The 25,847-nt window shown below is 42.2% G+C and carries 29 protein-coding genes and 1 pseudogene; 24 read left to right on the top strand and 6 right to left on the bottom strand.

The window, feature by feature from the left end; translation table 11 throughout:
- Positions 1–143 precede the first annotated feature (143 nt).
- A complete protein-coding gene (locus tag BK139_RS14585; protein ID WP_076260062.1) occupies positions 144–584 on the top strand; it encodes a GNAT family N-acetyltransferase in 441 nt (146 codons plus the stop codon).
- A gap of 39 nt (positions 585–623) precedes the next feature.
- Here BK139_RS14585 and pdxR read toward each other — a convergent pair whose 3' ends face one another.
- The gene (pdxR, locus tag BK139_RS14580; protein WP_076260059.1) at positions 624–2,057 is read right to left on the bottom strand and encodes a MocR-like pyridoxine biosynthesis transcription factor PdxR; all 1,434 of its coding nucleotides are present in this window, start codon (positions 2,055–2,057) and stop codon (positions 624–626) included.
- Positions 2,058–2,282: 225 nt separating this feature from the next.
- Here pdxR and spxA point away from each other — a divergent pair, with 225 nt between their 5' ends.
- The 4 genes from spxA to BK139_RS14555 all read left to right on the top strand — a co-directional run bounded on the left by spxA (position 2,283) and on the right by BK139_RS14555 (position 4,555).
- On the top strand, positions 2,283–2,678 hold the full coding sequence (gene spxA / locus BK139_RS14575) for a transcriptional regulator SpxA (protein ID WP_076260056.1): 396 nt from the start codon (positions 2,283–2,285) through the stop codon (positions 2,676–2,678).
- 86 nt (positions 2,679–2,764) lie between these two features.
- Entirely contained in the window at positions 2,765–3,178 is a 414-nt protein-coding gene (locus BK139_RS14570) for an RrF2 family transcriptional regulator (RefSeq protein WP_076260054.1), read from the top strand.
- An 84-nt stretch (positions 3,179–3,262) separates the two neighbouring features.
- On the top strand, positions 3,263–3,592 hold the full coding sequence (locus BK139_RS14565; protein ID WP_076260130.1) for an IDEAL domain-containing protein: 330 nt from the start codon (positions 3,263–3,265) through the stop codon (positions 3,590–3,592).
- A 552-nt stretch (positions 3,593–4,144) separates the two neighbouring features.
- Entirely contained in the window at positions 4,145–4,555 is a 411-nt protein-coding gene (locus BK139_RS14555; RefSeq protein WP_286148894.1) for a hypothetical protein, read from the top strand.
- A 259-nt stretch (positions 4,556–4,814) separates the two neighbouring features.
- Here the strand turns inward: BK139_RS14555 and BK139_RS14550 are convergent, their stop codons facing one another.
- On the bottom strand, positions 4,815–5,255 hold the full coding sequence (locus tag BK139_RS14550) for a cell wall hydrolase (RefSeq protein ID WP_076260048.1): 441 nt from the start codon (positions 5,253–5,255) through the stop codon (positions 4,815–4,817).
- A gap of 239 nt (positions 5,256–5,494) precedes the next feature.
- On the opposite strand from BK139_RS14550, the gene BK139_RS14545 reads away from it, so the two are divergent.
- Positions 5,495–5,791, top strand: a complete 297-nt coding sequence (locus BK139_RS14545; RefSeq protein WP_076260045.1) for a hypothetical protein — start codon at positions 5,495–5,497, stop codon at positions 5,789–5,791.
- A gap of 44 nt (positions 5,792–5,835) precedes the next feature.
- Here the strand turns inward: BK139_RS14545 and BK139_RS14540 are convergent, their stop codons facing one another.
- Entirely contained in the window at positions 5,836–6,777 is a 942-nt protein-coding gene (locus BK139_RS14540) for a DMT family transporter (protein ID WP_076260042.1), read from the bottom strand.
- Between the two features lie 208 nt (positions 6,778–6,985).
- Between BK139_RS14540 and BK139_RS14535 the strand changes: the two genes are divergently transcribed.
- Complete coding sequence (locus BK139_RS14535) at positions 6,986–7,462, top strand: Lrp/AsnC family transcriptional regulator (RefSeq protein ID WP_076260039.1); 477 nt, start codon at positions 6,986–6,988, stop codon at positions 7,460–7,462.
- Positions 7,463–7,756: 294 nt separating this feature from the next.
- A complete protein-coding gene (locus BK139_RS14530) occupies positions 7,757–7,960 on the top strand; it encodes a ChaB family protein (protein ID WP_035325486.1) in 204 nt (67 codons plus the stop codon).
- 36 nt (positions 7,961–7,996) lie between these two features.
- Here the strand turns inward: BK139_RS14530 and BK139_RS14525 are convergent, their stop codons facing one another.
- Positions 7,997–8,464, bottom strand: a complete 468-nt coding sequence (locus BK139_RS14525; protein ID WP_076260036.1) for an SRPBCC domain-containing protein — start codon at positions 8,462–8,464, stop codon at positions 7,997–7,999.
- A gap of 147 nt (positions 8,465–8,611) precedes the next feature.
- Between BK139_RS14525 and BK139_RS14520 the strand changes: the two genes are divergently transcribed.
- The 3 genes and pseudogenes from BK139_RS14520 (at position 8,612) to BK139_RS14510 (ending at position 9,964) form a co-directional block, all read left to right on the top strand.
- Complete coding sequence (locus BK139_RS14520) at positions 8,612–8,803, top strand: hypothetical protein (RefSeq protein ID WP_076260033.1); 192 nt, start codon at positions 8,612–8,614, stop codon at positions 8,801–8,803.
- A 35-nt stretch (positions 8,804–8,838) separates the two neighbouring features.
- Positions 8,839–9,294, top strand: coding sequence for a hypothetical protein (locus BK139_RS14515; protein WP_076260030.1), 456 nt, complete (start codon positions 8,839–8,841; stop codon positions 9,292–9,294).
- A 120-nt stretch (positions 9,295–9,414) separates the two neighbouring features.
- Positions 9,415–9,964, top strand: a pseudogene (locus BK139_RS14510) (GNAT family N-acetyltransferase).
- 10 nt (positions 9,965–9,974) lie between these two features.
- Here the strand turns inward: BK139_RS14510 and BK139_RS14505 are convergent.
- Both BK139_RS14505 and BK139_RS14500 read right to left on the bottom strand, forming a co-directional pair.
- On the bottom strand, positions 9,975–10,322 hold the full coding sequence (locus BK139_RS14505; protein WP_076260027.1) for a DMT family transporter: 348 nt from the start codon (positions 10,320–10,322) through the stop codon (positions 9,975–9,977).
- Between the two features lies 1 nt (position 10,323).
- Complete coding sequence (locus BK139_RS14500; RefSeq protein ID WP_076260024.1) at positions 10,324–10,647, bottom strand: DMT family transporter; 324 nt, start codon at positions 10,645–10,647, stop codon at positions 10,324–10,326.
- A 151-nt stretch (positions 10,648–10,798) separates the two neighbouring features.
- Between BK139_RS14500 and BK139_RS14495 the strand changes: the two genes are divergently transcribed.
- The 13 genes from BK139_RS14495 (at position 10,799) to BK139_RS14440 (ending at position 25,827) form a co-directional block, all read left to right on the top strand.
- Complete coding sequence (locus tag BK139_RS14495) at positions 10,799–12,004, top strand: erythromycin esterase family protein (protein ID WP_076260022.1); 1,206 nt, start codon at positions 10,799–10,801, stop codon at positions 12,002–12,004.
- A gap of 30 nt (positions 12,005–12,034) precedes the next feature.
- Entirely contained in the window at positions 12,035–12,190 is a 156-nt protein-coding gene (locus BK139_RS24030; RefSeq protein WP_175609127.1) for a hypothetical protein, read from the top strand.
- A gap of 58 nt (positions 12,191–12,248) precedes the next feature.
- Complete coding sequence (locus BK139_RS14490) at positions 12,249–13,106, top strand: manganese catalase family protein (protein ID WP_076260020.1); 858 nt, start codon at positions 12,249–12,251, stop codon at positions 13,104–13,106.
- A gap of 133 nt (positions 13,107–13,239) precedes the next feature.
- Positions 13,240–14,013: a TerC family protein gene (locus BK139_RS14485; protein ID WP_076260017.1), complete on the top strand. Its 774-nt coding sequence runs from the start codon at positions 13,240–13,242 to the stop codon at positions 14,011–14,013.
- A 227-nt stretch (positions 14,014–14,240) separates the two neighbouring features.
- Positions 14,241–15,347 (top strand): sugar ABC transporter substrate-binding protein, encoded by a 1,107-nt coding sequence (locus BK139_RS14480; protein WP_076260014.1) that lies wholly within the window; start codon positions 14,241–14,243, stop codon positions 15,345–15,347.
- Between the two features lie 83 nt (positions 15,348–15,430).
- On the top strand, positions 15,431–16,951 hold the full coding sequence (locus BK139_RS14475; protein WP_076260011.1) for a sugar ABC transporter ATP-binding protein: 1,521 nt from the start codon (positions 15,431–15,433) through the stop codon (positions 16,949–16,951).
- 12 nt (positions 16,952–16,963) lie between these two features.
- Complete coding sequence (locus tag BK139_RS14470) at positions 16,964–18,139, top strand: sugar ABC transporter permease (RefSeq protein WP_076260008.1); 1,176 nt, start codon at positions 16,964–16,966, stop codon at positions 18,137–18,139.
- Between the two features lie 209 nt (positions 18,140–18,348).
- Positions 18,349–19,326 carry a sugar ABC transporter substrate-binding protein gene (locus tag BK139_RS14465; RefSeq protein ID WP_076260005.1) on the top strand — a complete coding sequence of 326 codons (978 nt, stop codon included), beginning with the start codon at positions 18,349–18,351 and terminating at the stop codon, positions 19,324–19,326.
- Positions 19,323–20,762 carry a sensor histidine kinase gene (locus BK139_RS14460; RefSeq protein ID WP_076260003.1) on the top strand — a complete coding sequence of 480 codons (1,440 nt, stop codon included), beginning with the start codon at positions 19,323–19,325 and terminating at the stop codon, positions 20,760–20,762. The genes BK139_RS14465 and BK139_RS14460 overlap by 4 nt, the downstream gene beginning before the upstream one ends.
- A complete protein-coding gene (locus BK139_RS14455; RefSeq protein WP_076260000.1) occupies positions 20,759–22,300 on the top strand; it encodes a response regulator in 1,542 nt (513 codons plus the stop codon). Before BK139_RS14460 ends, BK139_RS14455 begins: the two co-directional genes overlap by 4 nt.
- A complete protein-coding gene (xylF, locus tag BK139_RS14450) occupies positions 22,297–23,397 on the top strand; it encodes a D-xylose ABC transporter substrate-binding protein (RefSeq protein ID WP_076260125.1) in 1,101 nt (366 codons plus the stop codon). Before BK139_RS14455 ends, xylF begins: the two co-directional genes overlap by 4 nt.
- Before the next feature lie 376 nt (positions 23,398–23,773).
- Positions 23,774–25,018 carry an MFS transporter gene (locus tag BK139_RS14445; protein WP_076259998.1) on the top strand — a complete coding sequence of 415 codons (1,245 nt, stop codon included), beginning with the start codon at positions 23,774–23,776 and terminating at the stop codon, positions 25,016–25,018.
- Positions 25,019–25,131: 113 nt separating this feature from the next.
- The gene (locus BK139_RS14440; protein ID WP_076259995.1) at positions 25,132–25,827 is read left to right on the top strand and encodes a Type 1 glutamine amidotransferase-like domain-containing protein; all 696 of its coding nucleotides are present in this window, start codon (positions 25,132–25,134) and stop codon (positions 25,825–25,827) included.
- Positions 25,828–25,847: the final 20 nt, after the last annotated feature.

Raw genomic sequence — 25,847 nt, 5'->3', positions numbered from 1 at the left:
GGGTGCTCCTTTGATTCTGATGATATATGAAAAATAGTCATAAGGGATTGGGGCCTTTTTCAATACATGTACATATTGAGTTTACAAATATTTGTTAATATTTATATAATTACTTAATTAAAGTTATAAAGGTGGTTATAAAAATGGAAATATATCAAGCTTCAATGGCGGATCTAGAAGGAGTTTCCGCTTTATTTAATTTATATCGTATATTTTACAAACAAGCACCCGATTTGGAAGCAGCAGCCGAGTACATAAAAGAACGCTTAGAAAAGAGGGATTCTGTCATATATGTGGTGAAGAAGGAAGGAAAGTATCTTGGATTTACTCAGCTTTACCCAACTTTTTCATCTATATCTATGAAAAGAGCCTGGATCCTGAATGACTTGTATGTGGATGCAGAGGCAAGAAATCTGGGAATAGGGGAAAAGCTCATAGACAAAGCGAAGGAGCTCGCTGCTGAAACAGGGGCGGTAAGTCTCAGCCTCAGTACGGCTCCTGATAATTTCTCTGCACAAAGACTCTATGAAAAAATCGGGTTTAAGCGGGATGAGCAATTTTACCATTATGAATTAAGTGTTTAATAAAGAAGAAAGAACGCCTGAAACCCAGGCGTTCTTTCATTATTCGAGATTTATCAGGGCATCGGCAAACCGTTTAATCCCTTCATGAATGTTTACTTCATTTTCCCTGCCAAATGTAAATCGAACGAACCCTTTCTCGGATCCCATGGTTGTTCCGGGAACATATATGACACCATGTTTTATTGACTCTTCAAGCAGCTGATTTTCATTGTGCTCTTTTTTGATCCGGCACCAAAGATGTATTCCGCCTTGCGGTGTACTAAATTCCACTTGGTCTTCCAAAAAATGATCCAGGCTTGAAACAATTGAGTTTCTCCGCTGTTCTAATTGCCTGGTCAGAAATTTTAAATGTGACTCAAATTCTGCGGACTCAATAAAATCATTCGCAACCCATTGTGAATAGCTGCCATGGCCGAAATCCACCTGCTGCTTGGCATCTGATAACCGCTCAATTACCGATCTGGGGCCAATGATCCAGCCGATTCTAAGCCCGGAAGCGACAATTTTGGTCAAAGAACTAATATATAAAACAATGCCATCGCGATCCAGGGATTTGAGTGTATTCATTTTTTCACCGGTAAAGGGTGTTAGGCTGTAAGGATCATCCTCCACCACCGGAATCCCGTATTCAGAGGACAATTCAAGGATTTTTCTGCGCCTGTCTTCAGGAAGCAATGTGCCTGTAGGGTTTTGAAAAATAGGATTTAAAAAGATCATCTTTATTCGATGCTTTTTATATAAGGCTATAATATCCTCAGGATTTACTCCATACTTGCCTGTTTTTAAATAATAGGTTTTGACTCCGGCTGATTTAAAGATTGGCAGGCTGTAGTGATAAGAGGGATCCTCGATTGCAACAGAGTCCCCGGGTTTTAAGAGGCATTGAACGACAAGGTGCAGGGCCTGCTGGGCACCGGATGTAATCATTATGGAAGAAGGGCTGGTCTCGATGTCCCGGTACTCTTTTACATGATCAGCCAGTGTTTTTCTCAAAATTTCATTTCCCTGCGGGTGATCGTACCCCAGTGTCCCGATAAAAGAGCGATTGGAAGTAATTTCTCTTAGGGAAGCCAACGGAAAGAGGTCGTGAGAGAGCTCCCCGCTGGCCAGATTGATCAGTTTTGTCTCTGCCAGTTCTTTATGGATCCTTTGTGTGACTGGTAAGTTGGGCAAAAAGGAGCCTGCTTCAATATACCGGTTCCAGCTTGGAATACGTCTTTTCGCCATTCCCCAAATATCCTTGCTGACCATCGTACCGCTTCCCCGATTACGTTCAACGATCCCGTTTGACTCCAGTTCATCATATGCAGCAACAACCGTGCTTCTATTGATATCAAACTGTTTTGCTAATCCTCTTTCTGAGGGCAGCGGCTTGTCTGGCGGGAAGGTGCCATCTGCTATCCCGTTTTCTATATAAATCGCCAGCTGTTTATAAATAGGTGTTTTTGATTTTCTATCAGGTTTCCAATCCAATTGAAACATCCTTTTAAAAAAATGAGTTATGTAATATTATATCAGCTCTTAGAAAAATTATCGGCTGCAAAATTGAGTGAAAGTTCATGTTGACTTTTGTAACTGTAAATATTATTATTACAGTATATCCTGTAGTAAAAATGAATGCAAATGAATGGTCTATTAACTGTAATTTTTATTATTACATTTTTATAAAGACGAACACAATAGAGGGAGTGTTTTTAAATGGTGAATTTATTCTTATCATCAAGCTGCGGTTCCTGCCGGAAAGCCCGTGCCTGGCTTGAGGAGCATCAAATTGAGTATGTCGAACGGAATATTGTAACCGATCCGCTTACCGTTGATGAAATCAAATCGATTCTTCGCCTTACAGAAAATGGAACCGAGGAGATTATCTCTACTAAATCAAAAGCTTACCAGGAGCTGAACGTGAATATTGATTCCATGCCGCTGAAAGAGTTATATCAATTAATTATTGATAACCCGCAAATGCTGCGCAGACCGATTATTTTAGATGAAAAAAGACTCCAGGTCGGCTTTAACGAAGACGAAATCCGCAGCTTCCTTCCACGGAAGTTTCGTACGTTTTCTTACAATGAACTGCAAAGATTGGCTAACTAGATTAGCTCCAGGCTGTATATTCTTGACAAGCTAATCTGTAAAACTTAACATTACAGTATAACAGCAGAAAATATAGGAGGCCGGCCATGAATAGCGATTTTACTCTTGCCATTCACAGTCTAACTTATCTCGCTCTGCAGCTGGATCGCATGTCAACGAGCGATGCGATTTCTGAAAGTGCAGGTGTCCATCCGGTCCGAATCCGAAAAGTCCTGAGTTTATTAAAAAAACATGGATTTATTAAATCAAAAGAGGGAACGGGCGGCGGTTTTATTTTTGCCCGGGATTTAAGTGAAGTGAATCTTTGGGATATTTATAAGATTACATCTGAAGGTGCACTTCAGCCGAAGTGTCCGGATTCCAATGAAGCGTGTGTAGTGGGTGCGAATATGCAAAGAGTTCTGATCAGCATCTTTTTAGGTGCAGAGGAACATTTGGGTGAATATTTGAAGCACTATACCTTAAAAGATATTGTTGATCTCATCCATAAAGAAAATTAATTGGAAGCTTCCAGGCTTTCCAGCAGCAAAAATGTAATAAAAAATGTTACAGTTTTGAAAAACTCTTCGAAGAAGGTGAATGAAATGATGTCCAACCATAATGCCATTTTAAAAACGGGAGATTGGGTTAAGGGAAAATCCCGTGAAGGGGAACTGATCATTGGCTATATCGAGAACCTTGATGAAGGAATTATTAAGACAAAGGTGATTTCGAGTGATAATAAAACCATTGAAGGCAAAATCATTCCGCTGCAGAGCAAACAGGTTAAGAAAATCCCGGCGGCGAAAGTGTCCAACAAGGAACAGATTCATTTCCTAATTGATCTTGCTCTTTCCACTGGAGATGAAGAATGGTTCTTTGAATTGACCTCGAAGCTGAACTCAATGAGAGAGCTTGTGAAGGATGTTAAATAAATCCGGGGAAGTGCCTGTGTCTGTCTGCTTATCAGCAGGTGGATGCAGGCACTTTGTTTTTATTTTGTAGTTATCCCCATAAAAATACCATTTGAAGAGGGATTAGAGCTTGGATTTCGAATATATTATACCAGGTGGGTTACCACTATTTTTTGTAAGTTTTAATATCGCGTATCGGCTGATTGGGAGGATAGTGTTTTATAAAAATATTACGAATAGTTTTGTCTGTTATTATTCTTCCTTTAGCACTTTATATGTTAGTTACTAATAACTTTGAGTGGATGCCTTTTAATTTGTTTTTGTTAAGCTTGTCTATGATGGTGATGGGGACGGATGAGTTTATGAAAGGCAGAAAACAGTATGGGTATCTAAATGTAGCTGTTTCATTTTTTATTGTCTTTGTTGCTTTTTACATTTGGTGAAAAGGTAGCATGTGAGTGATCATTGCAATATTTTTTTTAAAAGGGATGATTTTATATCAAATACAATTTCAGTCAAATGCTGGCAAGAAAAATAATAACTGCATCTATAGCAGGGTCGCTGTTCGCCGTTATGTTAGGTCTGATTGCAGCGGATCCGTTTGCCGGAGAAGTTAATTCAGCTGGCGAGTATTTTCAGGGAGTTATGTTGTCCATTCCCTTCTATCTTCTGTACAGCTTCCCGGTCATTTTGGTTTATGGCACAGTAACTTCTGCCATTAGTGATTACATAGCCCTGTTTATTTCTTACAAAACAAACAAGAAACTGGAATTTTATATTTCCTTATTCCTTCACTTGCTTTTTGGATTAATTTTACTTGGCTTAAGTTTAGCTGCAGCTGTATTATTTTTTGTTACGGATATTGTTTTACGCCGTATACAAATCGGCGGCTGGAGAGATGCTTTGAGATCATTAGGTTTGCCGGTTTTCATTTGGATTGTGTTTATGGGCGGCGTGTATCTTATGGATGTTGGTGGGATTTGATGTGTATTGTCCAGTCAGCCTATGTTTGTCCGAACACAATGGAATTCCAAGATGTAAATATCACAATACACCATTCCCTCCATTGCCTATAAACTGAAATCGGGGTGATGAATATGTTTAGGCTAAACCAAAAAGATATAGAATCCTATCATCAAAACTATTTCCGCTATTTTCCTATTTTGTATATAGCACTTTTATAAATCTCGATTACAGAAATCATATGATTAACTAATACCCCCACAAAACGTGGGGGTCATGTTCACCAAATATAAGCGCCTTCACATGTATTGGCCTTAGGCTCATAATAGCAATGCTGTTTGAATTGCCCTGAGAAAGGTTGATCGTACCATGTTGGCGGACATGCGGCGTACGGATTGAAATACCAGAGAGCAAACTTGGAAGGATGCTGTCTCCAAAAGTCTAAGGTTTGTTTGGCCAATCTCTTTTCCACACTTCGTGCCCTGTTGTAAAAGACATTTCCTTTTTGTACAGCTTCAAAAGAATAATTCCCTCCCTGCACCTGGAAAATGACTTGCGGGATGGTCCTTAAGCCTTCAAAATCGAGGCAATTAGCTTTTCGCCGGTTAACGATTACATTTCCAACCATCAGCATCCCCAGTTTTCCTTCACCTTCGGCCTCTGCCCTCATCATCCTTGCCATTAAAGCTACATCGCTGTCGGTATATTGTACTCTTGGCACTTTTAATCACCTCTAAAGGAATTGTATTAGGAAATTCTGCAAACATGTTGACTCGAGAAAATATTAATTGGGGGTGCAAACTGCATCGCGTTCAGCACCCCCTTATTAGATATATAAATATTAGAGTTAATGAGCTTGCTAATTTATATGCTATGTCTGTAAGAGAAATGCAGAAAAGTAAATATTGGGTGAAACTTTCATTTTGGGAATTCGTACCATCATTTAAGGGGGTAGGTATCTTGAAAACTAAAGATGATAAAAGAGAAGTAAGCCTGAAAAATTTATTATATGGTATAGGCTTATTTATTTTCAGTGGCATGGCTTTAACAAATGTGACGACACCACTGCCATCAAAGGAAGAAACCAAAGAATTTCTTCTGTTTATTTTTGGAAGTGCATTAATCTATTACTTTTTAGTAAGCATCTACTACATAGGCGGTTTTTGGAGAAAGGTTTTTTATATAATGTTAATTCTGCTATGCGGGATTAGCATCTGTATGGCTTTTTATCTGGCAGCTAATTCAATAGCTCACTAACAAGAAAAGGACAAGGGGACAGACAGGTATTCTGTCCCCAATTTTCAACTGGGACGGGGCATCTGTCCCTCTGTCCCGCTCTTAAACACTGTTGCAGGAATCCCCATTGTTGTTTTTCGAGGTCTTGTTTTAAGTGCCGAGAATAAGAAACAACCCGCAATGACAATAATGCTTCCAATGGCTTGTATCCAGTTCATAACCTCTCCTAAGAAGATAAAAGCTAAGAGGGCTGTGAAAATCGGATTAAAGTTTAGGAACAGGCCGGAAGTGCTTGGTCCCAGCTGGCTGATCCCGATGTTCCAGAGCACCATGCATAGGACTGTTGAGATCAGACCCGTATACAAAATGGATAAAAGAAAGGAAGCAGTGACATCTGTGACGGTGAAATCAGCAGTACCAAATGGCAGAAGCACAAGAAGGCCAAATATGCCTGAGTAAAGAATGGACATCATTGGTGAAACGAAAGACATGGCCCATTTGCTGCAGACCGAATAGATTCCCCACATGCCCACTGCAGCCATCATATAAAGATCTCCGGTATTAAACTGCAGTAAGACCAGCATTTCCAGGCTGCCTTTTGAAAGGACCATTACGACGCCAAACAATGAAACGAACATGGACACGAGCTGCAGTGTGTTTATTTTTTCCTTTAGAAAAATGAAAGAGAAGCCAGCAATGGAAAACATATTTAATGTAGAGATTAAGCCAACACTAGTAGCCGATGTCTTTTCCAGTGCCATGAATTGCAGAGCCTGAAACAAAGCAACGCCCGTGATACCCATCAGCAATAATGGCAGGATGGCATTTTTCGGCGGCAGGAGCCGTTTTTCTTTATGCCAGACAAGAGGAACAAGACAGATAATGGCGATGGTCCATCTTAAAATGGTTAAGGTAATAGGAGATGCGTGGTCCACAAGCGTTTTTCCAACAATAAAATTTCCGCCCCAAAGTAAGCTTGTTAATAAAAGGAGAAGATAATATTTCACGTCATTTAGCCCCTTTTCAGAGCCATTGTGCACAATGACATTGTTTATATGAATAATTTTAACATTTTTTATATTAAACAAAAGATAATTTTGTATAATGAAGTTAATTTAAAATAATTAATAGTATATTGGATAATAATTAAGAAAAATTCAGTTTTGGTATGTAATTTGAAAAGGATTTGGAATAATTGAAAAGGGTGGATGGACAGTGGAATCGATTGTAAGTAAAGTATTGGATCACCTGGATATAAAAATCTTGGATTTACTTCAAAAGGATGCGCGGACTAGCAATCTGGAACTGTCGAAAAGGGTGAACCTGTCAGCTCCGGCTGTTCATGCAAGAATTAAGCGACTGGAAGCGGAAGGGTATATCCAGGAGCATGTCGCTATTCTAAGTCATGAGAAGCTGGGCTTTGACTTATTATGCTTCGTGTTTATGAGCACCAATATGCACCAGGCGGAAAAACTGGAATCTCTTGAAAAGACGCTGGAATCCATGAAGGAAGTTTTGGAATGTCATTGTTTAACAGGAGAGTATGATTATCTTTTGAAAGTGGCGTGCAAGGATCGCAAGGGGCTGGAGATGTTTATCAGGAAGCTGAATGAATTGGGGATTACGAAAATACAGACCAGCCTGGCGCTGAGGGAGATAAAAGATTCGACGGTGCTGCCGATTCAAGATTAGCATTTTTATGGTAAAATTGAAACATTTTCCAGGAAAAACGTAGAATCTAGAAACAAATTTTAGGAGGGATCAGGTTGACGAAAAAGCTCGCGCAGCTCCAAACCCGTTATTATGTGCTTTTTGGCGCAGCAATTGGTTCTGTGGTCGGATTAGTGGCTTATGTGAAAGATTGGATTTAAACGATGGACGGGCAGCCGATTAGCTTTTCTGTATGAGGGGTATGCTTGTCTGTGTTTAAAACAAACATAATCAGGAAAAATACATATAAGTACTTGTGCAGGGGAGGAAACAAAAATGCCATACGATAAACTAAGCGATCTGCCAGACTCCGTTAAAGACAATCTTCCGCATCATGCCCAGGAAATCTTTAAGGAAGCTTTTAATTCTGCAAGTGAAGAGTATGACGAAGAAGAAACGGCCTTTAAGGTAGCCTGGAGTGCAGTGAAGAAGAAATATGAGAAGAATGATGATGATAAATGGGTTGAAAAGGAAGAGTAAATAGGTAAAAGGTGTCCCGTTTGAGGACACCTTTTTTCAATCTTCTTCCGCTTCATTCTCAACATATTTCTTCAATTTCTGGTATTGCTCTTCAAACACAAATTTAGCCGTCCAGCCTAAAAGTTTGGTTGTCAGCTTATAAAAGAGGCTGCTTGGAATCAGGCTGGCTTCTACAATCAGGCGTGTCCCGTCATGTTCCCTTGATAAGAGATACCTTGAAATGCTTAATCCCTCTTTGGAATGGGAGTGCATAACCACTTTATAGGGAGCCTCATATTCGATCAGCTCGGAATCGATTTTGAGTATTTTTTTATCCAATTTCTGAACGGTAACAAATTTAGTCCCAGGCTGCGGGATTGGTTTATTTTCCTCATTGTCATATATGTTTTCGATCAGCATGGTATTCCAGAGCTTTATTTTTTCATCATCATCCACGTATTTAAAAACCAGATCAATGGGGGCGTGAATGACATCCTCATATCTGTAAACCAGTATTTCTTTCATTTTAGAATCCTCATTTTCTACTTAATCAAAAGCATCTTACTAGTTTTTTCGGCAAAGCCCGCTGGAAATTAATAAAGCTTACTAATTTGTAAATTTTCTGAAACTAAACAATCCCTCATCCGTATATAGAAATAAGGGGTGATGGACATGACAGGAATAATTATTATGGGTTTGCTTCTTATTATTGTAATTGGTATTAGTGGTTCCAAACCATCAAAACGTACTTATGATAGCGGGGATTCATCCTCCCATCATTATATAGGAGATTATAGCAGCAGTTCGGATAACTGTGATAGTTTCGGAGGAGATGGCGGCGGCTGCGGAGGCGGCGGTGACTGATTCCAAGCCATATTATTAAAAAAAAGAGGTGCTAAATGAAGTGTTTTTGGAAACTGGCTGCCGGGTTATGGCTGGTTATGGCATTGACGGGCTGCATAGCGGAAGAATATGATTTCACTCCGCCAGCTGTAACTCTCTCCAACACCGATAGTGTACAGTCAGCAGAATTAAAGGAAGCAAATGTTGATTGGATAGGAGAAAATAACAAGCAGATCAAGAAAGAGACAGATGATATAAAATCATTTGCGAAGAAACAGAAAGCACTGACCTATAATGCCGGGCAAAAAATAGATCTGCTGTTTGACAGTGAGGATTTTATGGTGGAAGAATTATCAGTTTCCCTTTGGAAAAATGATAAGGAGATTCAATTGGCCTTAAATGACCATCGTTCTTTTTCTCTTCCTGAAGAAAAAGGTGAATATGTAATAGAAGTGTATCTTCGTTCTGATAGTGGAAGTGCACAATATGCAGGGAATGTGGTCATTCAGTAATTGGAGGATTTCCAAATTTGGATATAGAGAGTTTATCTGCATAGAGTGCCCCCTAAATTAAGGGGGCTTTTTAATTATGCAAGCAAGACACAGGAACAGGTATGAAAGGGAGAGTGTATAATGCTTAGAGTTCTGATAAGAAGACCAAAGGCAGGGGATAAGGCGGAGCTGAACAATTTCTTCAGGGCAGTGATCACCGATACATTTCATAAAGAAGGTATAGGAGAGCTGAAGGAAGACATGGAAGATGAGATAGAAGCCAAGAATGAATATCTGCATTGCGATCTGTTAAGCGGCGGCAAAAATAGATTTTTTTTTAATTGCTTTAGCTGGTGATAAGATCATCGGCACCATTGAATACGGCCCGGCAAGTGAGCTTATAAACAAAAGTACAGAGGGGGCGCTAAGTGATATATATGAAATGGGTACAGTATTTGTGCATCCTGACTATCAGAAATCAGGCATTGGCAATCAATTGCTAAATGAAATGTACGTGACTCTAAAGAATAAAGGGGTGGAAGAGTTCTGTCTGGATTCGGGCTATAAACAATCACAAAAGATCTGGAAAAAGAAGTTTGGTGAACCGGAATATCTGTTAAAGGATTATTGGGGTAAAGGGGCTCATCATATGATTTGGCGGGTCAGGATTAAAGATATTGAGCCAAACTAAAAAAAGAGCCTCAGCGTGAAGGCTCTTTTGCCGTTCCTGTACTGTGAGATGAATTCAATAGAAAAATCCCGCCTATAATCAGCAAAATTCCGGCTATCTTAAGGGTGCTAAAAGCTTCTTCCCAAATAATGGCGCCTATCAAAGCAGTTAACGCAGTTCCTGCCCCAGACCAAATGGCGTAAGCCAGGCTTAATGGAACAGTTTTAAGACATAATGATAAGCAATAAAATGAGAGTGCATACCCAAACACGACTCCTGCAGTCGGAAGCAGCACGGTTAATCCATCCGACAATTTGAGCATGGTAGTGGCAAAGATCTCTCCAGCGATTGAAATTGTTAAGAATACATAGCCCCTCATATTAATGGCCTCCGCTGCTATTCAACAAGATGACTCCGCCGACTATTAAAGCCAACCCCAGCAGTTTTTTGCCATTTGCATTCTCTTTGTAGATAAAGATCCCGACTAAGGCTGTCAGCACAGTCCCGAGGCCGGCCCAGACCGCATAGGCTACGCCGAGAGGCAGCGATTTTAATGATAAAGATAGCGCGTAAAAAGCGACACTGTATCCAATGATTACACCAATGGATGGCAGGAGCTTTTTAAATCCGTCTGCTGCTTTAAGCAAGGAGCTGCCAGCCACTTCACTTACAATGGCTAATGCTAAAAGAAAATAGGCATTCATATAGTCTCCCCGTTTCTTCTGCGAATGGTTTCAATCTATTTTACCTTTTCGAAGGCTCCTTTTGCCAAGTATATGAATAGGTGAAACCAATTTATTTCCAAATCGTATTAATAGGCATAGTCATATTGGGACCCAGGTTGGAGGCTTGTTAATGAACTTCATAACTCGAAAAACAAAATCACTTTGGATAGATCAAATAGCCGGCAAGAGCTGTGAAATAACGGATCCGCTTGATTTCTCCTGTATGGATCGATATGTTGAGGGGAAAAGGATTGTGCTGCTGGGAGAGAGCAGCCATGGAATCGGAGATTACTATAGAACCAAAGTGAATATGATTAAATATTTGCATGAGGTCCATGGATTTAATGCTGTTGTATTGGAGAGTGGCCTGCTTGAAGCGGTATTAAGCAGAAGACTGCTGAAAGGCCTGCCTGCTAAAGAACAAATTCAGCACAGTCTTCTTGATATTTTTCATAACGAAGAGATGCTTCCTTTATTTCAGGAGTCCTGGGCAGATGGCCTTCATATTGCAGGAATGGATATTCAGCCTGCAAATCAGCAGGTCTCTCATCAGATGCTGGACTGGCTCGAACTCCACACTGACAAAGAAATGGTTTCTTCAATCAATCGGGCAGAAACCGTATTCTTTGAAATCGATGAGGAGATTAGAGGACAAGCCAAAATACCAAAAGTGGTCAAAGAAAAGATACGAATGTGCATGGGTTTATATCAATCGTGCCTGGAGCTTTTTGCTAGAAGAGTAAGTGAAGCTGATCTGGAAAGAGAAGAGATCCTGAAGGTTATTGGAGAGGGGCTGAAAAACCGTCTGAAGTGGCTGGAAATCAATACAAAAAGCTTGATGGCATCTGGTGTTATGCGGGGAGCGAATATGTTCAACAATCTGCAGTGGTTATTAGAAGAGCATTTCAAGGGTGAAAAGGTCATTGTCTGGGCTCATAATTTTCATATTAGAAAAAGCAAAACACTGACCTCAAGCCTTTTGGGAATTACGACTGTCGGACAGCTCCTGTCCAGCAGCAGATATAGTAATCAAGTTTATTCAGTAGGGTTTTATGCAGGAGAGGGTGAGTTTGCTTCCCTGATAAGGGTTCACTTTTCCATTAATGCCTCCAAAAATAAGCACCTGGAAAGTTTGCTTCTGGACGCTTGCCGGCATGACAGCTTTGTGCCTTTATGTGACAAGGAGCTGCCGGAGCGCAATTGGATGAAGCGGAGATGGCAGCTCCTTGAAGCAGGAATGATGGGACAGCTGCCGATTTCCATTTATCCTCAAAAGCATTATGACGGCATCTTTTTTTGCAGAGTGGTGCAGCCGCCCGTTTATTTAGAGCGATGAAGGAATGAGAGCAGGAAAGGGTATGTGGTCATGGGTACTATGAATCCGACAAGTGAATACATATTAAATGAAGAGTACTCGGCGATTGCGGGCTGGTCTACTGTTCCTTTGTTTTTCCACGGGACTTTAATGCAAGGTCTTACTTCTCCAAAAAAGTGTACTGAAACATCAATCCGGGATGAATAATGGACCGCCGGTCAGGCATTCTAATTTAGAATGCTTAGTCAAAGGAGATTGATGATCCATGTACTTTTATAAAGAAGATTTAATCAATATGATTGTACCTGATAAGCCGGATCCGCATGCGGCGAGAGTGCTGCAGGAGGCATTGGGCGGACAGTTTGGCGAAATGCGGACCATGATGCAGTTCTCATTCCAAAGTGCGAATTTCAGAGGAAAGGCGAAGCAATACCGCGATCTGATAAGAGGCGTATTTTTGGAAGAGCTGAGCCATGTGGAGCTTGTCCAATCCACGATTAATCAGCTTCTGAATGAAGCTGGAGGCGAAATGCCCGGCAACCAGGCAGCAGATGGGGCTCCTTTGGATGATGTCATCCAGGGTGGAGCGAATCCGCATCATTTCATAATTGGGGCAAAGGCTTCACTTCCAGTCGATGCTGGCGGCAACCCGTGGAATGGCTCCTGGGTATATGACCATGGCAACCTGGTGGCGAACCTCCTGAATAATGTGGTTCTTGAATCCACCGGAGTTCTTCAAAAATCAAGGATTTACGAGATGAGCAGCAATAAGACGCTGAGGGAAACGATTGCCTTTCTGATAGTGCGGGATAATGCCCATCAAAATGCCTTCGCAAAAGCACTGGAAACGCTGGGAGTGGATTGGGGTAAAATATTCCCGATTCCTAATTACGATCTAAATAAATACCCGGAATGCCGTAAATATGTGGAAATGGGCTTTCATAATGCCCAGTTTAATTTCAGGCTGGATGATACCAGGATCGGTGAGGTCTTCCAGGGTAAAACTCCAAGCAGAAATGGCGGAGATCTTGCTGTAGTAGAACCGCCAAAAGGTTATCCAGTTCCAGAAATGCCTGATATGCCGAATGAGCATGCTCCGGGGCTTTTTGATTTGAATAATTAGCTTTTTCTAATGGCGTCCTGAATATAGGACGCCATTTTTCTATATATTTTTAAGGTTTCCTTTAGCATTTTTGGGGAATCTATAGTTATCGAATTAAAGAAGAACTTGTTTGTTCCTGAAAGGAGTGTCGCGGATGGAGTCTATTTGGCTCGAGTATGCCTGGGCATTATTGATATTAATTGGACTGGAAGGATTGCTTTCGGCTGACAATGCTCTCGTATTAGCCGTCATTGCGAAGCATTTACCAGAAGATCAGAAGAAAAGAGCGATAAATTACGGAATCATTATGGCATTTGTTTTCCGGTTTGGAGCACTGTTTGCCATCTCATTTATCGCAAACGTCTGGCAGATCCAGGCGATTGGAGCCGCCTATCTATTGTACCTTGGTTTAAAACATGTGATTAAAGCCAAGTTCGGGAAAGAAAACAAAAATATTCGCGAGGATGTGAAGGAAGAAGCGGCCGGGAAAGGATTTTGGCCTACAGTAGGAAAGATTGCATTAGCCGATCTTGCCTTTGCCATCGATTCGATTCTTGCTGCTGTTGCACTGGCACTTGGTTTGCCGGATTCACCGCTTGATGATTTCGGAGGCATGGATGGCGGGCAGTTTATCGTAGTCGTGCTTGGCGGGATTGCCGGTCTGATCCTGATTAAGTTCGCGGCAACCTGGTTTGTGAAACTGCTTGGCAAACGGCCTGCATTGGAAACAACGGCTTATGCGATTGTCGCCTGGGTTGGTGTCAAGCTTGCTGTTATCACACTTGCCCATGAGGATATTGGTGTCCTTGATCATCATTTTCCTCATAGTACAGGCTGGACTATCGTCTTCTATGGTGTATTGGTGGCCATTGCACTGCTTGGGTGGTTTGCTCCGGGTAAGAAACAAACGGAGGGTGAAGCTTTATAAAGAGAAATGCGTTGATCTTAGGATTAACGCATTTTTTTTATGGGCAGCTTTTGCGGACTGTCTTTTTTGATTGGGTGAATAAAACTGCTGCAGCATTCGATTAAAGTATAAAAAATTACAGGTGATATTAAAAGAGTGCTAGTGATAACGCTTTCATGAACTGGGAATAAAGTTATAATTTTTCCTGTAGACAGGTAATTCTTATCCATTATAAAGGGGGAAAAAGAATGAAAAGAAAGTGGAAAGTCGTTTCTCTTATGCTGTTGATATTTGCATTTATTGCAGCAGGGTGCAGCCAGGGAACCGGCGGCGGAAGCAGTGAAGTAAGTGTCGGGATTGTTTTGCCAACGAAAGATGAGCCTAGGTGGGTTCAGGATGAGCAAAGATTTAAAGATGCGTTAAAAGGAACGGAATACACAACTGAAATTTTATTTAGCCAGGGATCTTCGGCTAAGGAAAAAGAAAATGTAGAGACTTTGCTGAACAAAGGGATTGATGTACTGATCATCTGTCCTCAAGATGGTGATGCAGCTGCAGCGGCGGTTGAAGCCGCAAAGAAGGATGGCGTAAAAGTCATTTCCTATGATCGTTTAATTACTAACACAGATGCAATTGATTATTATGTAACATTTGACAGCCTTGCAGTAGGAGCTGCACAGGCACAATATTTAGTTGACAACGCAAAGGGCAAGGACGTGCCACTGTACCTATATGCCGGCGCTGCTTCTGATAATAATGCCTTCTTATTCTTCCAGGGAGCATGGAGCGTGCTTCAGCCTAAAATTTCAGATGGCACATTCAAGATTGCTAACTCAAGCGAAGCCGAAGCTTTGAAAGATACAGCTGATCTGTCCCGTGACCAGCTAAGCAAAATTATTGGTCAGGTAACAACCAACTGGGATCCTAACGAAGCAAAGAACAAAGCGCAAACCCATTTGACAGCAGCCTCTGACGATCTGAAGGGCGATGTGGCTATTCTTGCTCCGAATGACGGAACTGCCCGTTCCATTGCAGATGTATTTGGAACTGACAGCGCAGTATCCAGCTATCTTGTGACAGGTCAGGATGCAGAGAAAGCTTCCATTCAATACGTTATTGATGAAAAGCAATCCATGACAGTATTCAAGGATGTTCGTACTCTCGTAAAAGATGCAATGGGCATGGCGATTGATATCCTTGAAGACAAAGACCCTGAGACAACTGGATCTTACGATAACGGCAAGATTGAAGTTAAAGCAAAGCAAACAGATGTAATCGTTGTCGACAAAGATAACGTAAAAAATGAACTGATCGATTCTGAATACTATAAAGCAGATGAATTTACAGGGCTTTAATCAATAAAGGACGAGAAGTAGTGATAGATGCGTCTATCACTATTTCTCCTTCTGAATAGCTGTTTGGCTAAGGGGGAGTCATAATGAGCGAAAATATTTTGGAAATGCACGGAATTTCCAAAGAGTTTACAGGTGTTAAAGCGCTCAGCAATGTCAATTTCAAGGTGGAGAAAGGTGAGATACACTGCTTAATCGGTGAAAATGGAGCGGGCAAATCCACTCTGATGAAGGTGCTCAGCGGCGTATATCCTTATGGCACATATGAGGGTGATATTGTATTTGAGGGCAGTGTGCAGCAATTCAACAAGATTAGTGACAGTGTAAAGGCAGGAATCGTCATTATCTACCAGGAGCTTGCCTTGTTTCCTGATCTCACAGTCTATGAAAATATTTTTGCGGGCAATGAAATCAAGCAAGGGGGAATCGTCGATTGGAACCGGACCATTGCTGAAGCTAAAAAAATGCTGGATAAGGTTAAGCTCGATGTGAACCCTGAGACACTCGTTAAAGACCTGAGCGTTGGAAAACAGCAGTTGGTCGAAATAGCCAAAGCTTTAAGCAAGGATGTGAAACTGCTTATCCTGGATGAACCGACTGCAGCATTGAATGAAGATGACAGCGAAAATCTGCTGGATTTGTTAGGTGAGCTGAAAAAGCAGGGAATTACCTGCATTATGATCTCCCATAAGCTGAAGGAAGTCATTTCCATTGCAGATAAGGCGACGGTGCTTCGTGATGGCCAAACCATTTGTACCCTGGACGCAGCAAAAGGTGAAATCTCTGAAAATGTCATTATCAAAAACATGGTTGGCAGGGAGATTGAAGATATTTATCCGAAGAGGCCGAACAAGACGTTTGGTGATCCTGTTCTCGAGCTTCGCAGCTGGTCTGCGTATGCTGTGCATTTGGGCAGGCAGGTTGTAAAAGATGTAAATTTTCATGTTAAAAAAGGAGAAATTGTCGGGATTGCTGGCTTGATGGGGTCAGGCAGGACAGAACTTGCCCTGAGTATTTTCGGAAATCCAAAATCTTATAAATTGCAAGGCGAGCTCCTGGTGGAGGGAGTTCCAAAGACGCTGAAGCATCCGAGTGACGCCATCAGGTCAGGGATTGCGTATGTGACGGAAGACCGAAAAGGGGACGGCCTGTTTTTAATACAGGACATTAAAAACAACATTTCTGCAGCAAATCTCAAACGGGTTGCAGTAAATGGAGTGATTAACGATAACGAAGAAGTGAAGGAAACAGCGGAATATAAAAAGTCCATGTATATCAAAGCTTCATCACTTGAACAGGTTGTCGGCAACTTAAGCGGAGGAAACCAGCAGAAAGTATCCCTGGGCAAATGGCTATTTGTCGGGCCGAAATTGCTGATTCTGGACGAGCCGACGCGTGGCATTGATGTGGGAGCTAAGTTCGAGATTTATACGATTATGAACCAATTGATTGAGGAAGGCATGAGCATCATTATGATTTCTTCGGAACTGGGTGAAGTTCTTGGGATGAGCGATCGTGTCTATGTCATGGCGGAAGGCCAAATGAAAGGTGAGCTGTCGATTGAAGAAGCCAATCAGGAAAGTATTATGCAGCTTGCTACGCAATAGGAGGTTAATCTAATGGAATTTATTAACGAAGCGAAGACGCTATTTAAAGATAATATCCGTGACTACGGCATGTACATTGCCTTATTCGTTATTATGCTCACTTTCACCATTATGACTGACGGGCTGTTTATGTCTTCACGGAATATAAGCAACATGCTTGATTCAACGGGGTACATCGCTGTCCTGGCAGTGGGGATGACGCTGGTTATCGTGATTCGCCATATTGACCTCTCAGTCGGATTTGTTGCCGGCTTTTTGGGGGCCATTGCTGCAATTCTCCTGACGGGAATGGGAGTGCCTTTTTATATCACTATTCCGGTTATTCTGGCGCTGGGTATTTTTGTCGGACTGTTCAACGGTCTTCTAGTTGCAAAATTTGGTATCCCATCCTTTGTTGCTACACTTGCAGGAATGCTGATCTTCAGAGGAGCCCTTCTTCAGGTAACAGAGAAAACAGGGACCATTATCATCAAGGATGCCGGATTTAACGCAATCGGGAACGGATTTATTCCTTCCGTTATGCAAGTGAATGGACTGCACCTGCTTACACTGATTCTGGGATTACTAGCGATATTGCTGTATATATACAGTGAAATTTCCACCCGGACAAAAAAGATCAACTATCAATTCGAGGTAGTGTCTAAAGGGATTTTTATTGTCAAATTAGTTTTCGTTTCAGCTATCATTTCCTATATTACATGGATCCTCGCAGGCTACAACGGATTTTCCTGGACAGTTGTCATCATGCTTTTAGTGGTTGTCGTCTATCATTTCCTGACAACGAAAACCGTGCTCGGAAGACATATATATGCAGTAGGAAGCAATCCGGAAGCGGCACATCTGAGCGGAATCAATGTAAATAAAATTACGTATATAGTCTTCGGTTCAATGGGGATGCTGGCAGCCCTTTCAGGTATATTATTTACCTCCCGGCTTCAGTCAGCGACTACTACTGCCGGGACATTATTTGAACTTGATGCCATTGCAGCTGCTTATGTTGGCGGGGTTTCATCAGCAGGGGGCGTGGGCAAAATCACCGGTGCTATTATTGGTGCTGTGGTCATGGCTTCTTTATCCAGCGGCATGAATCTGCTCGGAGTAGGGGTTTCCCTCCAGTATATGATCCGTGGAGGCGTACTGGCGGGTGCTGTGATCTTTGATGTCATGACTCGGAAGAAGAGAGGCTAGATTACCAGTTTCCTGCATTCATAGTTTTGAAAATGGGGCATCCGGGAAGGGTGCCTTTATGATGCAGATGGGCAGCATTCCATAAAGCGCTGATTATCCTCTTGTTAACACCAAACAATCCTCTCACTTTCTAACTCTTCTATCAGCCTTAAAAAGGTGATAGAATTAAAATTATTTAACTATTCATACTTAGAAACGGAGATACAGCCTTGCGTAAAACGGGTATTTTAATATTTTGTCTAACATGTATCGTCCTTGGTTATTTCACATTCACGCTTTATAAGAAAGCGTTTACATCCGAACGGGATCTTCCGGCAGCATCGGATGGAAAGGAAGTGAAATACCGGCTGGTTCTGATAACGCAGGAATTAGAGACCCCTTTTTGGGATAAGGCAGGTATTGCTGCACAGGAACAAGCACGGAAGGATGGGGCAAGTCTGGAAGTCTGGGGAAGCTATGGAAAGAATCAAGAGGAATTTTTAAAAAAGCTGGAGATAGCCATTCAATCAAAAGTGGACGGCATCATTGTTCAGGGTCTGGACACTCAGGAATTCAAAGATTTAGCAAAGATAAAAGCAGCTTTTTATGGAATTCCGATTATTACAGTGGCCAATGACGTGCCCAAATCTGAAAGTTTGAGAAAAACGTACGTCGGCTCTGATCAATATCTGGCCGGGCAGTTAATTGCAGAACAGCTTCTTGACGATATGGGCCATGAGGGAAAAGTCATCCTTATGGGCGACAAGCATAAAGAGTATTATCAGCAGCAGCGCCTCGATGGGATCCATGAAGTACTGAAGGATTACCCAAATATCCAGACAGTCTATGCGGAAACGACTGATGTTAGGGAGGAAATTATTGCTTCCACTCAGAACATGCTGAATCAAAACCCGGATACTGATAGTTTTGTAGCTATTAAGGCCAATATAGCCGGAGCGATGATTCATGAAATTGGCAGGCGATCACTGGTTGAACCTTATTATATTTATTCTTTTGACGATGGTCCGGATTCAATTTCTTTGCTTACTCAGGGAAAACTTGATGGAATCATCGAACAATCCCCTGAGAAAATGGGAAGCCTCAGTGCAGAACTGATTTTAAAATGGCTCAGGGATGAAGAAGTGCCGCTGAAATCTGATGGCTACCTGACCGATATCAGGATATTAAAGACGATGGAAAAGAAATGAACAAAATACATAAGAAAATCTGGACACTTACGACTGTAATTCTTTTGATCATGGCAGCCATTTGGATCACACTTACTTATTATAATCAGAAAACTCAGAATCAATATAACGATATCCTTCAGCGGTACCTTCGGATGAATGAGGTTACAAGGACAAGCCAGCAGATGATTGCAGACTTGAATAACTATTTTATCACCCCCATTCCGGAGAATTTGGACAAATTAAACACTAGCAAGGAAAAAATGATAAAGGTGAGAAGTGAAGTTTCATATCTGCGAAATTCAGAAAATGATTTCGCACTGACAAATTATATGAATCTAATTGATAGCCTGGTTGAGACAACGGACCGCTCCCTTCTTTTCTTTAAAGAAAAGGAGACAGAGGACTCGGCCAAGGAATTCTCGGAAGCAACGCGCATCTCCATGTATATATCTGAGATGACGCTGACACTGGTCGATAGTGAACTGAATACATATGAACGGTTTTACCGGGGGATCATTGAACAATCCGAAGAAATTAAAAAACTGGGGATTTGGCTCATGCTGATGATCACATGCCTTTTAATGTTCTTGACCTATGGCTTTTCCTTGAGCATCACGAAGCCTGTACAGAAGCTGACCAAGGCAGCCAATGATTTATCAAGGGGAAGATTTCATTTGCCGATAAAGGTAGATTCGAATGATGAAATTGCTTTCCTTGCGCAGACTTTTGACCGGATGCGGGTTAATATCAATAATCTGATTTCAGAAATCCAGCATAAGGCACAGCTGGAGCATGAGCTGCAGGAAAGCAAGCTGCTGCTGAAGGAAAGCCAGCTCTTGAACCTGCAAAGCCAAATTAACCCTCATTTTTTATTTAACACATTAAATACCCTTTCCAAGAAAGCCTATCTGGAAGGTTCTCTTGAAACAAGTGACTTGCTTGTAAGTGTTGCCGGCCTGCTCCGCTATAACTTAAAAAGGCTTGATAGGCCCGTGACACTTGGTGAAGAAGTGATGGTCCTGCAGCAGTACATGGATATTCAAAAAGCCAGATTTACAGATCGTCTGCATTTGAAAATGTCTATAGATGAAACGTGTCTGAATGTGGACATTCCGGGTCTCACGCTGCAGCCAATCATCGAGAATGCCGTTAATTATGCAGTCGAGCCCAGAGAAGATGGCGGGAAAATCTGGTTTCGCATTCAGGACGGAAATGACTGTGTAATTATAGAAGTGGAAGACGATGGTCCAGGAATTGAGGAATTTAAAATTAAACAGATTCTTCAAGGGCAGTTCATTCAGAAAGATGGAAATTCAACAGGCATTGGTTTTACCAATGTAGTCAGGCGTTTGCGCCTTTTTTACGGCAGTGACGATGTCATGAGCATTGAGAGCAGTGCTGCAGGCACAAAAGTAGTTATGAAAATACCGAAAGATAGGAGGGGGGCTGCATGACAAAACTTCTGATCGCGGATGATGAACAAATTGAGCGGGAAGGACTGGAAATGATTCTGCAGAAAGCCTTTCCTGGTGTTGAAATCATCCAGGCGAAAAATGGAAAGATGTCCGTTCAGCTGGCTAAAGAGTTTATGCCTGAATTAATCCTGATGGACATCCAAATGCCAGGGATGAATGGCCTGGAAGCTATAAAGCAAATCAGTGAAGAGATTCCGCATATTAAATTTATCATGATTACAGCTTTCGATACTTTCGATTATGCACGCCAGGCGATAAAGCTTGGGGTAAAGGATTATTTACTGAAGCCAAGCAAGATCACGGAAATTGAAGCAACAATTGGGAGGGTGCTTGAACAGATTGAGGAAGAGCGGAGGTTCCGTGAAATGACAAAGCTCCAGCAGGATGCGCTGCAAAGGGCTCTTCCGGTCATTGAGACAGATGTCGTGACACAGCTGCTGTTCGATCATGTCCATGAAGTTCATCTGGATATGCTGGTTGAAATGCTCGATATTCGCTCAACAGATGAACAGTTTGTCATGAGCATTCTGCTTCCTGATGGACAGGGACACCTCTATACCGCAGTCAAAGAGAAGGTCAGACAAGCAGGCAGTGCATGGGTAGGTGCACTATATGGCCGTCAGCTTCCCATCATTGTTTTTCGGGAAAAGCAGCATTCATTCCGTTTGCAGGCTATATCCATGGCCGGCGAAATTCTTTCTCTTGCAAAAAAAGGGTCATCAGAAGGCTGGTTCGTCGGGATCGGGAATGCTTGCGGTTCCCTGCAATCCATCCGTCAATCCTATCAGGAATCTCTTATTGCCACTTTGGATTCAACTCTTCCTGTTAAATACCGTTTTTATTCTGATGTGCCAGTACTTAGTGCAGGGGAGGATCTGCAACTGACCAAAGAACGGGAAAAACAGTTTTTCGATCAAGTCAGGCTTGGAAAATGGCAGCAAATCAGCTTGCGTGTAATGGAGATGATTCAGCGTTGTGAAACGGAAAGAGCAGGGGTGATTCAAGCTCAGCAGCGGGTGCTGCAAATGCTTTGGATTGCTTCACGCGTAATGAGTGAGATTGGGGTTGAAGCTCCCGCACCATTTTTTGCCTATCAAACGCAGGATTTCCGGCAGCTTCGCTCTGAAACAGATGAATTGTTAGGACAAATGAGGAAATCGTTTATGGAGCATTACGACAGGCTGGAAGCGGATACTGTCCATCAGCTGAAACAATATATAACCGAACATTCCCATGAAGATATTTCTCTTGAAGCATTGGGAAGGAAAGTGGGGTTAAGCCCGATTTATATCAGTAAAATGTTCAAGGAGAAGCTAGGGGTTAACTATATTGACTTCCTGACTGAATGCCGTATTGAAAGAGCAAAGAAGCTGATGGCAGATCAGGGGGAAAGTCTGAAGGAAATTACCTTTGAGGTGGGTTATCATGAACCGAACTATTTCAGCAAGGTTTTCAAAAAGATGTGCGGCCGCTCACCGACGGAATTCCGCAAAACCCTTCTGGGCAAAAGAGACTGATGGAAGGAAAAGGGGCAAGACAGATGGATAGGATTCAAAGGAAGCTGACTCTGGCTGCACTGTTTCTGGTTTGCCTCCTGTCAGCCTGCCAAATGGATACAGCAATCGAAAAAAATCCCGGGAAAGCAATACCTGCAGGCAAAGTGCAAGGAGAAGAGGATGGGAAGAAACCCATTAAAATCGGCTTTTCAATGGATACTTTATTGGAAGAACGCTGGCTGAAGGATCGAGATCTGTTCAAAGAGGCTATAGAAGAGCTTGGAGCGGAAGTGGAGATCATGGCTGCGAATGGGAATGATGCGGTTCAAATATCACAGGCAGAAACATTAATAAAACAAAGGGTGGACCTGCTGGTTGTTGTTCCCCATAATGCTGAAGCCACCGCTTCGATCGTCAAAAAAGCACATGAGGCAGGCATTAAGGTCATCTCATATGACCGGCTTGTGAAAAATGCTGATATCGACTTATACATATCCTTTGATAATGAAAAGGTTGGTGAGCTGCAGGCAAAGGCCATCACCAAACTGGTACCTAAAGGGAAGTATGTGTATATAGGCGGAGCAATCACTGACCATAACGCCCATTTATTCAAACGAGGAGTCTTTAACGTGCTTCAGCCTTTAATTGATAAAGGAGATATTCAGATTGTTTATGATCAGTGGTCCAGAGATTGGACACCGGCGAATGCATTTGTGAATATGGAAGAGGCTCTTAAAGCCAATCAAAATCAAATTGATGCCGTGATCGAGGCAAACGATGCAACTGCAGGCGGTGCCATCCAGGCATTGGCGGTGCAAGGGCTGGCAGGAAAAATCCCTGTAGCCGGGCAGGATGCCGAGCTTGCCGCTGCCCAGCGGATCATCAGAGGCACGCAGACGATGACAGTATACAAACCTATCGGCACACTGACCAAAGAAGCTGCTGAACTTGCGGTCAGAATAGCAAAGGGTGAACAGGTAGAAACAACCCGAAAAATTAATAATGGCAAAATTGAAGTGCCTTCAGTCCTTCTTTCGCCTATTGCTGTTGATAAACACAACATGGATAGCACCATTATTGCAGATGGGTTTCATTCCAGAGATGAAGTTTATAAGTAGGGACGCGGGGACAGACACCCACGCCGCCGACTGGGACTTGGAACCTGTCCCTGAGTCCCTATTGCCTGAACGGTTCTCTGCTGGTATGATAAATGTAATTATAATGAAATGGAGGTTTTCCTTTTGACAGCATCAATTAGACTAAGAAGCCCGCTTTTCAATCGTTAATTGAATACGTTTGAAGGCTCTGCCTATGTTCAGAGCAAAGGGATTGGTCTGTCTATTTAAGGAAACCTATATTTAACGGTATTTTTTAAAGAGGGGATGAATTTCTCCTCTTTTTTGCTGTCTTCAGAAATAGAATGTATAGAACGGATTGATCAGCTGAATATAGGCAAAGCTTGTTTTTATTAAATATAGAAATGAGTGATTAGCAATGAATACAATAAATTCTAATCTGCAGGAGAATTGGCTGAAGAATATTATTCTATTTTTAAGCAGTCAGACGATCTCGCTTTTTGGATCGTCCCTTGTTCAATACGCCATTATGTGGCATATTACGTTAACGACAGAATCCGGTTTGATGATGACTCTCTACATTATTTGCGGGTTCATTCCGACCTTCTTTTTATCACCGGTTGCGGGTGTTTGGGCAGACCGGTACAACCGGAAAATGCTGATTATTTTAGCAGATGGCCTCATTGCCTTTTCCACACTGATACTCGCCATCCTCTTCTTAATGGGATATGAGTCCATCTGGCTGCTGTTTGTCATGGCAGGAATTCGTGCCCTTGGAACAGGAATCCAGACTCCTGCTGTCGGGGCGATTCTGCCTCAGATTGTCCCGAAGGAGAAGCTGACAAAGGTGAATGGAGTAAATGGGAGCATACAGGCTGTCATTATGTTTGTTTCACCGATGGTCAGTGCCGCTTTAATTGCTATGGCATCGCTTGAGGTCATCTTCTTCATCGATGTCATCACAGCAGCGGTTGCAATTGTTACACTGATGACGTTTGTCAAAATTGCTGTGCACAAAAAAGCAGCAGCGGAACAGACAGCGAGTTACTTGAGCGACTTTAAACAAGGGCTGCAATATGTGAACAGTAATCCTTTCCTGAAGAAGTTTTTCTTGTTCTTTGCCGTATTCATCGTATTAATGGCGCCTGCGGCATTTCTGACGCCGCTGCAGGTTACCCGCACCTTTGGAGGAGATGTGTGGGAACTGACTGCCATTGAAATTGCCTTTTCAGTCGGCATGATGGCAGGGGGCGGAATTATTGCTTCCTGGGGTGGATATCCAAATAAAATTACAACCATGACCCTTGCCAGTCTCATTATGGGGATCTGCACCCTGGCACTCGGCATCGTGCCGATTTTCTGGATTTATTTATTGTTCATGGCATTCTTCGGGATTGCCATGCCAATTTTCAATACACCGGTAACCGTATTGCTTCAGGAAAAAATTGATGAGAATTATTTAGGCAGAGTGTTTGGTGTCATGGGAATGATCTCCACCTCCATGATGCCGATTGGCATGCTGATATTTGGCCCGGTTGCAGATGTCGTTGCCATCGAATGGCTTCTTGTGGGAACAGGGGCATTCATTATCCTGTTAGCTGTTATTTTAGGCCGGGATCAGGTGCTTCTGGAAGCGGGGAAGCCCGCGCTGAGTGAATCGTAAGTTTTGTGAAATGGAGCTGTCATATTGGCAGCTCTATTTTTTTGTGAAAACAGGGAACAACAGCACTGAAGGAGAATAGTTATTCGTAACGTCATTTGAGGGGAAGTAGAAAGATGAGGCAAATTATCGCACTCGGAGGAGGAGGGTTCTCCATGGAACCGGAGAATCCATTATTGGATGAATACATTTTACGTCAGTCAGGTAATGAAAAGCCTAAAGTCTGTTATGTGCCGACTGCAACAGGAGATTCCGATATTTGCATTAAATGGTTTTATGACTTTTTTGAAAAGCAGAATTGCCAGCCTTCCCATTTATCTTTATTTAAACCGCCAACAAGAGATATAGAGGGATTTATACTGGACAAAGATATCATTTATGTTGGAGGCGGAAATACGAAGAATTTATTGGCTTTATGGAAAGAATGGGGATTAGATAAGATTTTACGAAAGGCATGGGACCAAGGGATCGTATTAGCCGGCATCAGTGCGGGCTCCATTTGCTGGTTTGAAGAAGGGGTTACGGATTCTTATGGCGATAAACTGGAGCCATTAACATGCCTCGGCTTTTTGAAAGGAAGCAATTGCCCTCATTACGACGGAGAAGCGGAAAGAAGGCCTGCCTATCATGAGCTTTTGGCTTCTGATAAAATAAAGCCTGGAATTGCAGCGGATGATGGAGTGGCTATCCACTTCATTGAGGAGGAGGTCAGCCGAATCGTAAGCTCTAGACCGGATGCCAAGGCCTTTAAGGTCTATTTCGATAAAGAAGTTAAAGAGATTGAACTGAAAACCGAATATTTGGGTTCTTGAAGCGAATCAGTCTTTTGCTG

The organism is Paenibacillus sp. FSL R5-0490, assembly GCF_001956215.1.
Taxonomy (GTDB): domain Bacteria; phylum Bacillota; class Bacilli; order Bacillales; family Cytobacillaceae; genus Cytobacillus.
Note: the sequence above shows the minus strand (reverse complement) of the source record. Positions and strands in the feature narration are given on the sequence as shown.